The following is an 11,221-nucleotide window of genomic DNA, read 5'->3' as shown; positions in this document are numbered from 1 at the left end:
TCGTAGCTCCTGCTGAATGGCGAACGCTCGGCTCCCGTCAGGTTGGGCGCGGCCCGTTTCCGTGGTGTAACGCTTCGGATCGACCGGGTTGGGATCCCGGGTGTCCGGCAATACTGGCTGGAGACCGAGGAGGTTGTTGCCATTGCCCGTTGCCAGATTCAGCCCACGCCTGGCGTTCGCCGCTGTGGGATACACGTTTGCGGTGGTCATGCTCGGGACGACGTTGCCGACCCCGATGTACGGGCTCTATCAAGAGAAGTTCGGGTTTTCCGTTCTGGTCGTGACGGTGATCTTCGCGGCGTACGCTGCCGGAGTTCTTGCCGCGCTCATGGCGTTCGGGCGGTGGTCCGACACCCTGGGACGACGACCGCTCCTCCTTGCCGGGGTGGTCCTCGCCGCGATCAGTGCCGTGTTCTTCCTGGTGGCCGACTCGGTGTGGGAATTGCTCGGCGGACGAGTGTTCTCCGGGCTGTCCGCCGGGATCTATGTCGGAGCGGCGACCGTGACCGTGCTGGAGACGGCACCTCCGCAGTGGCGGGCGCGCGCACCGTTCGTCGCTACCGCGGTCAACATCGGAGGTCTCGGGCTCGGTCCCCTTCTCGCCGGTCTCGCGGTCGAGTTCCTTCCCCATCCGCTCCAGGCCTCGTTTGCGGCGCACCTCGTCCTGCTGTCCGTCGCCGCGATCGCACTGGCGTTCGTGTCCGAAACCGTGAAAGTAGCCCCTCACGCCCGCCCGCGGCTGCAACGACTGTCGGTACCGCCAGTCGTCCGCGCCACCTTCGTGCGGGCTTCCATCGCCGGTTTTGCCGGGTTCGCTGTCCTCGGCCTGTTCACCGCGGTGGCGCCCACCTTTCTTGCTGACGTGATCGGGATGGGTAACCGCGCAGTCGCAGGCCTCGTGGTCTTCGCCGTGTTTGCGGCCTCGGCTGCCGCGCAGATCGGTTTTCGATCACTGCCCGTCGCCGTGTCGTTCAACGTCGGGTGCAGCCTGCTGATCGCGGGGATGGCACTCGTCGCGCTCGCCTTGGGCCGACATTCCCTGGCGGCGCTGGTCGTCGGCGGAATCGTGGCCGGCGCAGGTCAGGGAATGACCTTCAGCAAGGGCGTCGCCGAGATCACCGCCTCCCTGCATCCCGACGCGAAGGCCGAGGTCGCCTCGACATTCTTCGTCGTCGTGTACGTGGCGATCTCGCTCCCGGTGATCGGTGTGGGCCTGGCAGCCGAGGTGTGGGGACTCGTCACTGCCGGCCTGGTTTTCACCACCGCAGTTGCGGTGCTCGCCGCTGTCGCACTGGCCGCGCTGGCACGGGAAAGCCGTGGCACCCGCAAGCTGCCCCGGCACGACACCCTCCGTCAGACGTAATTGTTCAGAACGAACTTGGTCAGACCCTTGCGGAGCGTTTTCACCGCGTGTCTCCGACCCTGCTTCATCATGAATCCGGGCAGCGGGATCTTGGTGTCGATCGACATCGTCACCTGCACCGAGGTTCCGTTCGAGGAGGGCGTCAGGCGGTACTCGCCATCCTGGCTGTTCTTTATGTGGCTGTCGACCAGGGTCCAGGTCGTGCCCTCGTTCCCGGTCCAGGTGTGTTCGACCACCTGGGTATCGGACATGCCGAGAATGGACAGCGTCACGACCACTCCGGGATGCGTTCGACCGCGGTCAGGGCACGCATCACCTGCTCAGCGGTTGCTGCGATTTCGAACTGGTCCGACACCGAGACTGACATCGACGCGTCCTTTCGTTTCGCCCCCGAGGTGACCGTTCGCCAGTACCCGGGGGGATCCGACAGCAGACAAGTAGTTGACAACGCAACGATATGCGTGCAATATAGTTGAAAGTGGAATTACATCGTCGGACCGAGCGAAAGAGAGGTGCGATTGCGATGAACGCAGCTGCCGAAAAGGAACGGGCGCGGCAATGCGAGGTGCAGCGTGAACGTGTGCGTGCCCGCCACCTGCTGCCGCCGCAGTCGCGGCCCACCTCCTCCGCTCGCGGGCTGCACCACACCGCACTCGTCAGCAGTGACGTCGAGCGCACGATCCGGTTCTATCAGGACGTACTGGAATTTCCGCTCACCGAGCTGATCGAAAACCGCGACTATCCAGGATCGTCGCACTTCTTCTTCGACATCGGTAACGGCAACCTGCTCGCCTTCTTCGACTTCCCCGGACTCGACGTTGGGCCCTACCAGGAAGTTCTGGGCGGCCTCCACCACATCGCGATCAGCGTCGAACCGGATCGCTGGGAGCACCTTCGGACCAAGCTTGCCGATGCGGGTGTCGAACTCGTCGAACACAGCGAGGTCTCGCTGTACTTCCGCGATCCCGACGGCGCCCGGCTGGAACTCATCGCCGACCCACTCGGCGAGATGTACGGCTCGAAGGTGCTCTGACTCTCCGGCCCGACATCCACGAGCTCGTTGACATCGATACAAAATTCCCGCTCGAGCGACCCACACTCCCACCAGGAGGCTTCGTCATGACCAAACTCTCGATCATCTACTACTCCGCCACGGGCCACGGAACCACGATGGCCGGGCGCCTCGCCAAGGCGGCGGAGGCCGCCGGCGCGGAGGTGCGCGTGCGGCATATCACGGAAACGCGTGATCCCGCCACCTTCGCCGAGAACCCGGCGTGGAGTGCCAACTACGAGGCGACCAGCAATCTGCCCGCGGCCACCGGCGAAGACATCGAGTGGGCCGACGCCGTGATCTTCGGTTCCCCGACTCGTTTCGGCAGCACCGCAGCACCGTTCCAGGCGTTCATGGATTCGCTCGGTGGGTTGTGGGCGCAGGGCAAGCTTGCGAACAAGGTCTACGCCGCCTACACCTCCAGCCAGACCCTCCATGGGGGTCAGGAAACCACTCTCGCCAGCCTGTACACATCGTTGATGCACTTCGGAGGCATCCTCGTGCCGCCGGGATACACCGATCCCACCAAGTTCGCCGATGGCAACCCGTACGGAGTCGGCCACGTGACCGGCCCGAACAACCAGAACGACCTCGACGCCACGACCCTCGCCGCGCTCGACCACATGGCCACCCGCGTGGTCGACATCGCCACCAAGTTCGCCGACTGAAGGGACGAGAATCCGTGAGCACCTCCGCCACTGTCGCGCCGCAGATCGATCTCCGCCGCGCGAACGACCGCTTCACGACCGACGCCGGCTGGCTGGATTCCAAGCATTCGTTCTCGTTCAGCCGTCACTACGACCCGGCCAACACTCACCACGGGGTGTTGATGGTCAACAACGACGACACCGTCGTTCCCGGCCAGGGTTTCGAGACCCACCCCCATCAGGACATGGAGATCATCACCTGGGTGCTGCAGGGTTCGCTGGTGCACCAGGATTCGATGGGACACTCCGGGGTCATCTATCCCGGTCTCGCGCAGCGGATGAGTGCGGGCACCGGGATATTGCACTCGGAGAAGAACGATTCCTGGCGCCTCGACGGCGTCACCGGCACACATGCCGGAAGGCACAGCGACCCCGTGCATTTCGTCCAGATGTGGGTGATACCCGACGAGGCCGGCATCACGCCCGGATACGAGCAGCTCGAGATCGATTCCGAACTGCTGGCGGGCGGCCTCGTCCCCGTGGCGTCGGGAATGGACGCCTATGCCGATCACTCCGCGATCCGGATCAAGAACAGGTACGCCGCGATGCACGTCGCCCGCATGCAACCGGGGCAGCAGCCGATCACCCTGCCCGACGCGCCCTTTCTGCACGTCTTCGTCGCTCGCGGCGAGGCCTCGATGGAAGGCGTCGGACTGCTCGCCGAGGGTGACGCGGTACGGCTCAGCGGTTCCGGTGGCCAGCAGTTGACCACCGGAACAGGTGCCGAGATCATCGTGTGGGAGATGCACGCCACGATCGTCGCTTAGCCGCACGGGAAGGATTCGGGACGATGCGCTCGTTCGTCTACAACACCCTGCCCTCCCGGGTGATCTTCGGAAGCGGGACGGTGGCTGCCGTCCGCGACGAGGTGGAGCGCTTGCGCCGCAGCCGCATTCTGCTCGTGGCCGGACCGCGCCTCGGCGACGTCGCGGCAATGATCACCGATCAGCTCGGTGAGATGGTGGTCGCTCGCTTCACCGGAGCGGCGATGCATACGCCCACCGATGTGACGGCCCGGGCTCTGGCAGTCGCGGAGGCCGCCGCGGTGGATTGCGTGGTGGCCGTGGGGGGCGGTTCCGCCACCGGACTGTCGAAGGCGCTCGCGGTGCGCGCCGGGTACGACCAGGTGATTCTCCCGACCACCTATGCCGGATCGGAAGTGACCCCGGTCCTCGGTGAGACGGCCGACGGCGTCAAGACCACGCAATCCTCACCGGATGTGCTGCCCGAGACCGTGATCTACGACGTGGACCTGACGCTGGGCATGCCGCGGCCCCTCACTCTGACCAGTGCGGTCAATGCGATGGCGCATGCGGTGGAAGCGTTGTACTCGCAGCAGGCGAATCCGGTGACCGACGGCATGGCGCTCGAGTCGATCGCCGGGATCAACCGCGCCCTCCCCTTCGTCATGGCGAAGCCCGGCGACGTGGACGCACGCGCTGAACTGCTGCAATCGGCCTGGCTGGCCGGGCAGTGCCTCGCCTCGGTCGGGATGGGGCTGCATCACAAGCTCTGCCATATCCTCGGCGGCACCTTCGGCCTCCCGCACGCGGCCACTCACACGGTGGTCCTGCCCTACGCAATGGCATACAACGCCGCCGCGGTTCCCGCAGTCATGGACAGGATCGCCGACGTCATGGGAGTGACCGACGCGGCGGCAGGAGTGTTCGAGCTCGTCGCGGGGCTGGGTGGTCCCACGTCGTTGGGTGCGCTCGGATTCACGCGTGAGGACGTGCCGCCTGCTGCGCGGGCGGCCGCCGCCACTCCCTACCCGAATCCGCGCGAGGTGACGGCGGAAGGCATCGAGGAGTTGCTGGTCGGGGCGGTGGAAGGGCGAAGACCCGTCAGCCGAGCCGGGTAGAGCGCCGCAGCGCGGTTATTGCAGGGCCATCGCTCGAGCGGCGTAGACGCGATGGTTTCCGTCGACGGAGACGGCGTCGTTCTCTCGGAGCGTGTGGCGGGGGCTGCGCACGGGCACGTCGTTGACTCGCACCACACCCTCCACGAGGAGAGCCGCAGCGTGTCCCGGCGACGAGGCCAGGCCGCTGCGCTGAAGGAAATGGAACACCGATGCCGCGTCAGACGAGGTCATACCCCAACGATGCGCGTTATCGGTGAAATCCGTATTTGTGTCGGTGACCAGGCGAATGGCCGGTGAGTGAACTTCGAGAGAACCAGTTCCGTCGGATCTGTCAGACAGCCGTCTCGAGATCCGCGGTCACGTCCCGGCCGCGGAAGTCCCGCACGATCGCCGAGATGCTTCGGACGCACCCGCCGCAGTCGGTGCCGGCCCGGCATGCTGCCCCGATGTCTCGGGTGCAGCGGCTGCCGGCGGCGAGTTCAGCCTCGATGTGTGTCTGTGTCAAAGCGTGGCAACTGCAGACGTACATCGCGACCATCCTCCGAGCTGTCGTTACTTAGGATTCCCTGACCTTACACCAGTAAGGGCTGGCTTACCTGTGATCGTAGTCACAATGTGATGATTCTGGATCAGGGTTGTTCCTGGTCTCGACTCGGGTGGGCCAGGTCAGAGGCCCAGATCCTTCGCGATGATGGTCTTCATGACCTCGCTGGTGCCTCCGTAGATCCGCGAGACGCGGGTATCGGCGTACAGACGAGCGATCGGGTACTCGAGCACGTAGCCGTAGCCGCCATGCAGCTGCAGGCACTTGTCGATGATCCGGCCCGCGGCTTCGGTGCTGAACAGCTTGGCTCGGGCGGCGTCCGCCACACTCAGTTGGCCCTGGTCGTGCAGCTCGAGGGCGTTGTCCACCACGATCTGCACCGCCTGCAGCTCGGTGGAGCACTCGGCGAGCACGAACTTGCTGTTCTGGAACGACGCGACCGGCTTGCCGAAGACCTGTCGCTCCTTGGTGTAGGCGATGGCATGCTCGAGCGCTGCCGCCGAGGTAGCGGAAGCGCCGAACGCGATGGTCAGACGCTCCTGCGCCAGGTTGTGCGTCAGGTACTCGAAGCCCTTGCCTTCCTCGCCGAGCAGGTCCGTGGCGGGGACCTTGACGTCGGAGAAGGCGAGCTCGGCAGTGTCGGAGGTCTTCAGGCCGATCTTGTTGATCTTGCGGCCCACCGAGTAACCCTCGGTCATGGTGTCGACAACGAGGATCGACAGTCCGGCGCGCCGGTTCTCGGGGTCGAACGGTGCGGTACGGCACACCAGGAGTACGCGGTCGGCGAGCACACCACCCGTGATGAACGTCTTCGCTCCGTTGACGACGTAGTGGCTGCCGTCGGCGGACAGCTTCGCGGTGGTGGCGATGTTCGCGAGGTCGGACCCGGTGCCCGGTTCGGTCATCGCGATCGCAAACATCAGTTCACCCGAACAGAATCCGGGAAGCCACCGCTGCTTCTGTTCCTCGGTCGCGTGCTCCAGCAGATACGGGAGAATCAGGTTGGTGTGCACGGAGTAGCTACCGAAGGATGCGCCCGCGGCCGACACCTCCTCGGCTACCACCGCATTGAATTTGATGGACGCCTCGCCGCCGCCACCGAACTCCTCCGGTGCCTGGATACCGAGAACGCCCAATTCGCCGAGTCGGCGGTAGAAGTCTCGCGGCGGGTGGCCGTCGGCTTCCCACTCGTGATGGACCGGGGCAACTTCCTTCGCGATGAAACCGCGGATCGTCTTCCGGAACGCTTCGTGGTCCTCGTTGAACACCGTACGCTGCACGGGAATACTCCTTGTTTGTTGAAAGCAGACGAATCAGAGTGCGTAGCTACGCATTACACCCTTGCTGATAATGGTCTTCTGGATCTCGCTCGTGCCCTCGCCGATGAGGAGGAAGGGCGCCTCCCGCATCAGCCGCTCGATCTCGTATTCCTTGGAATACCCGTAGCCGCCGTGGATGCGGAAGCTGGCCTGGGTCACCTCGGAGCAGTACTCGCTGGCGAGGTACTTCGCCATGCCGGCGGAAACGTCGTTGCGCTCGCCGGAGTCCTTGAGACGGGCCGCGTTGACCATCATCAGATGAGCGGCCTCGACCTTGGTGGCCATCTCGGCGAGCGAGAAGGAAATAGCCTGATGCTGGACGATGGGTTTGCCGAAGGTGCTGCGCTGCTGCGCATATCGAGCCGCCAGCTCGAACGCACGAATCGCGACACCACACGCGCGGGCGGAGACGTTGACCCGGCCCACCTCGACGCCATCCATCATCTGGAAGAACCCGCGACCCGGCGTGCCGCCGAGTATGTCGGTGGCAGCGGCGCGGTAACCGTCGAAGATCAGTTCGGTGGTGTCGATGCCCTTGTAGCCCATCTTGTCGATCTTCCCGGGAATCGTGATGCCGGGAACCACCTCACCGAAACCGGCAGGCTTCTCGATCAGGAAAGCGGTGAGATTCTGGTGCGGCTTCTCCGCACCCTCCTCGGTACGCACCAGCGCAGCGACCAGCGTTGAGCTGCCACCGTTGGTCAGCCACATCTTTTGACCGTTGATGACGTAGTTTCCGTCGTCGTCACGCTTGGCCTTGGTGCGGATTGCCGCGACATCCGAACCGAGCTCGGGTTCGGACATGGAGAACGCACCACGAACCTCACCCGTGGCCATACGCGGTAAGTAGTACGCCTTCTGTTCGTCGGTCCCGTGCTGGCGGATCATGTAGGCCACGATGAAATGGGTGTTGATCACGCCGGAGACGCTCATCCAGCCGCGGGCCAGTTCTTCGACGCACAACGCATACGTCAGGAGCGATTCTCCGAGACCGCCGTACTCTTCCGGGATCATCAACCCGAACAAGCCCATCTCGCGCATCTGGTCGACGATGGCCTGCGGGTAGGTGTCCGAATGCTCCAATTCCTGTGCGTTGGGGATGATCTCGCGGTCGACGAACTTCCGGACCGTGGCCAGGATATCGGTCTGAAACTCGGTGAGACCGAGAGTGTGGGCGAGACGGGTCATGCGCGGTCCTTCTGGTTGACGTGGGCGGAACAGGTGGGAACACGGATAGTGCCGGCCGCTGCCAGCTGATCGATCTCCTCGGGTGTCAGCCCGTGATACTCGGCGAGAACCGCTGCGGTGTGATCGCTGTTCGGTGGGACGTGCGAAAGCGGCTGGAAAAATGGGTCTTCCGGCACGAAGGGCGCGCCGGAACGTCCGAAGTCCGCTACCGAGAGCTCGATTTTCGCGCCGGCTCCGGTGACCTCACGCCGGTGGGCGGCCGCGACAACCGAAAGCGCCGCGAACAACCCGCACGACGTCTGGTCGGCAGGCGACCCGGGTTCGACGTCGCCGCGAACCTGCACGAAGATCAGGTCGGGCCGGATCGCTGCCAATGCGTCGTAGTCGAGCAGGTCACCTCCGGCAGCGGTGGTGACGAGAGCCCCGGCATCCGTGATCAGGTCGCGAAGAAGTCGTTGCGCTCCGGGTTCATGGAAATCGGCGGAGAAGACACGTTTTCCCTGGTCGGGAAGGTTGCGGTGCTCCTCCGCCCTCGCGATGCGGATCACATCCGCACCGAGCTGGGCCAGGGTTGTTCCGCACAAGCGGGTCGCGCTCTCGCTGTTGCTGCCGTCCGACAGTTCGATCACGCGCACGCCGGCGAGTGGCGGGGTCGACGACGGTGTGTCATCGAAACCTGCGGTGAATGTCATGCGTCCTCGTCCGTCACAGGGACGCCGGGTTGCAAGATGCCGGCGAAGGGGTCGGAGCAAGAATGCACCATCGAGGTGTGAGGGGACCAACACTAATGAGCTATAGGTTGGTTAGCGCGCGCCAATATGGTCGATATGCCTTTGACCTGCGACTCATAGGTAAACGTGATCGGTCGGTTCGCCGATGCCCCATTGATTGCGTGATCCAGCACACGTTCAATGGGTCTTGCCGGTAACGCTCGTCGCATCGAGCCCCCACCTCCGAGCCTCCCAACCTCGAGTTTCCGAAGGGACACTCCCAGTGACCACAGGCCCAACCGTGTCCGAGCCGCAGACCTCTGCGTCGTCGGGCCACCTCACCACCCTCGTGACCCGCAAGCGTGCCTGGGGCATGACCGGACTCGTCGTCTTCCTCTACGTAGTCAACTACGCAGACAAGGCAGTCCTCGGCATCATTGCCCAGCCCCTTGCCCGTGAACTCGGTCTGACCTCCTCGCAGATCGGCCTGGTGGGCTCGCTCTTCTTCCTGACCTTCACGGTCGGCGGATTCCTGGCCGGACCACTCAACAAGTACATGTCACTGCGCTGGGCGCTGCTGGCTCTGGCCGTCGTCTGGTCGGTGGTGATGCTGCCCCTCATCGTTGCGGCAAGCTTCGTGACGCTGATCGTCTCGCGCATGTTACTGGGCCTGGCCGAGGGACCGTCGTCGGCCCTCATGCACACGGCCGCCTACTCGTGGCATCCGCCGGCCAAGCGCGGCCTGCCCGGCGCATTCCTCGCGGGCTCCGCGTCGGTCGCCAAGATCGCTCTGGCCCCGATCCTCGCCTTCATCGCCGTCGAAATGGGATGGCGCGCAGCACTCGTGTCGCTGTCCATCCTCGGTGCCGTGTGGATCGCCCTGTGGCTGACCCTCTGGAAGGAAGGTCCGTACACCACCTCGGCGGTCAAGAAGCCCACCGAATCCGCACCGGCTCAGACGGAGCCGAGCGTTCCGTGGCGTCGAATCTTTCTCACCCGCACCTTCGTCAGTTGCGCCATCCTGATCGTTGCGGTCTACGCGTTGACCACGGTCGTGCTCACCTGGCTGCCGTCTTACTTCGAGGTCGGCCTGGGATACAGTGCTCTGCAAGCCGGTTCGATGTTCGCTCTGCCGTCGGTGATCGGTCTCGTCCTGATGATCACGACGGGCTCCCTCACCGACAGGTTCATCCAGCGCGGCGGATCTTCCCGGGTTCTTCGCACGGTCGTTCCCAGTGTCGGAGTCCTGATCGGAAGCGCTGTCTTGATATTGCTTCCGCAGTTCAGCGTTCCGGCTGTCGCCGTGGCCGTGGTCTCCGTCGGATACGGGCTCTCTGCAATTGCCTTCCCGCTGATCAACGCCGCGATCTCCGAGCTCTGCCCGCCGCAGCAGACCGCAGGCACCATGGGTGTGTTCCTGGCGATCATGGCCACCGGTGGCCTCGTCGCCCCCTACGCAACCGGTGTTCTCGTCGACAATGCGGACACCGCCGCGGAAGGGTACGCGGCGGCGTTCCAGGCGATCGGCGTCGTGGGCGCAATCGCTGCGGTAGTGGTACTCGTCCTGGCCAACCCGGAGCGCGACCGCGCGCTCATTCGCGGAGCCTGAGCCGGGGCGCTCGCTTCATCCACCTCCCATACAGCAGAAGGAATACCATGCGCGATGCCGTGATCGTCGATGCCGTCCGTAGTCCGATCGGGCGCCGTGGGCGCTCCCTCGCGGACATCCACCCCGCGAACCTTTCGGCGCACGTACTCGGTGCGCTCGCCGAACGCACCGGCCTCGAGCCGGCGTCGGTCGACGACGTGATCTGGGGTTGTGTCGGCCAGGTGGCCGAGCAGGCCGGAAATGTTGCACGCACCGCCGTGTTGGCTGCGAACTGGCCGGAAACCGTTCCCGGGGTCACCTTGACCCGCGCGTGTGGTTCCAGTCAGCAGGCAGTGTCGTTCGCCGCAGCCACGGTGATCTCCGGCCAGAACGACGTGGTGGTCGCCGGCGGCGTCGAGATGATGAGCCGGGTGCCGATGGGGAGCGCCAGCAAGAACGGTGAGCACTTCCCGCCGAACGTGCTCGAACGGTTCGGAATCGACGGATTCAGTCAGGGCGTCGGTGCCGAGATGATGGCGGAGAAGTGGGGTCTTACGCGCACCGCCCTCGATGAGTTCTCGCTGCGTTCGCACGAACTCTCTGCCGCTGCCACCGACGCCGGTGCCTTCACCGGTCAGATCGCTCCCATCGCGGGCCTCTCGCAGGACGAAGGCATTCGCCGCGGCGGCACCCTGGAATCACTCGGCAAGCTCCCGACCGCGTTCAAGGAAGACGGTGTCATCCACGCGGGCAATGCTTCCCAGATCTCCGACGGCGCGGGCGCAGTGCTGGTCACCACCAGTGAGTACGCGGCGCAACAGGGTTGGACCCCGATCGTCCGCATCCACACCGCGGTCGTCGCTGCCGACGACCCGGTCATCATGCTGACC

General features: G+C 64.8%; 13 protein-coding genes and 1 pseudogene. 7 read left to right on the top strand and 7 right to left on the bottom strand.

The features are described 5' to 3' along the window. The coding region (locus tag WAW17_RS23020; RefSeq protein ID WP_422335218.1) for a hypothetical protein at window positions 1-210 on the bottom strand (210 nt) is incomplete at its 3' end. On the opposite strand from WAW17_RS23020, the gene WAW17_RS23015 reads away from it, so the two are divergent. Continuing rightward, a complete protein-coding gene (locus tag WAW17_RS23015; protein ID WP_422335219.1) occupies window positions 209-1,363 on the top strand; it encodes an MFS transporter in 1,155 nt (384 codons plus the stop codon). The two genes, WAW17_RS23020 and WAW17_RS23015, sit on opposite strands and share 2 nt — an antisense overlap. Here the strand turns inward: WAW17_RS23015 and WAW17_RS23010 are convergent. Beyond that, window positions 1,354-1,730: pseudogene (locus WAW17_RS23010) on the bottom strand (SRPBCC family protein). The gene WAW17_RS23015 and the pseudogene WAW17_RS23010 overlap by 10 nt on opposite strands. 156 nt (window positions 1,731-1,886) lie before the next feature. On the opposite strand from WAW17_RS23010, the gene WAW17_RS23005 reads away from it, so the two are divergent. The 4 genes from WAW17_RS23005 (at window position 1,887) to WAW17_RS22990 (ending at window position 4,982) form a co-directional block, all read left to right on the top strand. Then, complete coding sequence (locus tag WAW17_RS23005) at window positions 1,887-2,396, top strand: VOC family protein (protein WP_422335217.1); 510 nt, start codon at window positions 1,887-1,889, stop codon at window positions 2,394-2,396. Window positions 2,397-2,482: 86 nt separating this feature from the next. Then, window positions 2,483-3,082: an NAD(P)H:quinone oxidoreductase gene (wrbA, locus tag WAW17_RS23000; RefSeq protein ID WP_422335216.1), complete on the top strand. Its 600-nt coding sequence runs from the start codon at window positions 2,483-2,485 to the stop codon at window positions 3,080-3,082. A 14-nt stretch (window positions 3,083-3,096) separates the two neighbouring features. After that, the gene (locus WAW17_RS22995) at window positions 3,097-3,888 is read left to right on the top strand and encodes a pirin family protein (protein ID WP_422335215.1); all 792 of its coding nucleotides are present in this window, start codon (window positions 3,097-3,099) and stop codon (window positions 3,886-3,888) included. A gap of 23 nt (window positions 3,889-3,911) precedes the next feature. Beyond that, window positions 3,912-4,982 (top strand): maleylacetate reductase, encoded by a 1,071-nt coding sequence (locus tag WAW17_RS22990; protein ID WP_422335214.1) that lies wholly within the window; start codon window positions 3,912-3,914, stop codon window positions 4,980-4,982. Between the two features lie 15 nt (window positions 4,983-4,997). Here WAW17_RS22990 and WAW17_RS22985 read toward each other — a convergent pair whose 3' ends face one another. From WAW17_RS22985 to WAW17_RS22965, 5 genes are all read right to left on the bottom strand, one after another. Then, a complete protein-coding gene (locus WAW17_RS22985; RefSeq protein ID WP_422335213.1) occupies window positions 4,998-5,213 on the bottom strand; it encodes an RNA-binding S4 domain-containing protein in 216 nt (71 codons plus the stop codon). Between the two features lie 100 nt (window positions 5,214-5,313). Then, a complete protein-coding gene (locus WAW17_RS22980; RefSeq protein WP_422335212.1) occupies window positions 5,314-5,511 on the bottom strand; it encodes a (2Fe-2S)-binding protein in 198 nt (65 codons plus the stop codon). 137 nt (window positions 5,512-5,648) lie between these two features. Next, on the bottom strand, window positions 5,649-6,806 hold the full coding sequence (locus WAW17_RS22975; protein WP_422335211.1) for an acyl-CoA dehydrogenase family protein: 1,158 nt from the start codon (window positions 6,804-6,806) through the stop codon (window positions 5,649-5,651). Between the two features lie 33 nt (window positions 6,807-6,839). Beyond that, window positions 6,840-8,033, bottom strand: a complete 1,194-nt coding sequence (locus WAW17_RS22970; protein WP_422335210.1) for an acyl-CoA dehydrogenase family protein — start codon at window positions 8,031-8,033, stop codon at window positions 6,840-6,842. Then, window positions 8,030-8,725, bottom strand: coding sequence for a CoA transferase (locus WAW17_RS22965; RefSeq protein WP_422335209.1), 696 nt, complete (start codon window positions 8,723-8,725; stop codon window positions 8,030-8,032). The genes WAW17_RS22970 and WAW17_RS22965 overlap by 4 nt, the downstream gene beginning before the upstream one ends. A gap of 301 nt (window positions 8,726-9,026) precedes the next feature. Here WAW17_RS22965 and WAW17_RS22960 point away from each other — a divergent pair, with 301 nt between their 5' ends. After that, a complete protein-coding gene (locus tag WAW17_RS22960) occupies window positions 9,027-10,352 on the top strand; it encodes an MFS transporter (protein WP_422335208.1) in 1,326 nt (441 codons plus the stop codon). Between the two features lie 47 nt (window positions 10,353-10,399). Continuing rightward, on the top strand, window positions 10,400-11,221 hold an 822-nt coding region (locus WAW17_RS22955; protein ID WP_422335207.1), incomplete at its 3' end, for a thiolase family protein.

The sequence above is a fragment of the Rhodococcus sp. (in: high G+C Gram-positive bacteria) genome, assembly GCF_049286785.1.
Classification (GTDB): Bacteria; Actinomycetota; Actinomycetes; order Mycobacteriales; family Mycobacteriaceae; genus Rhodococcus_F.
This window is presented reverse-complemented; position numbering and strand designations above follow the sequence as displayed.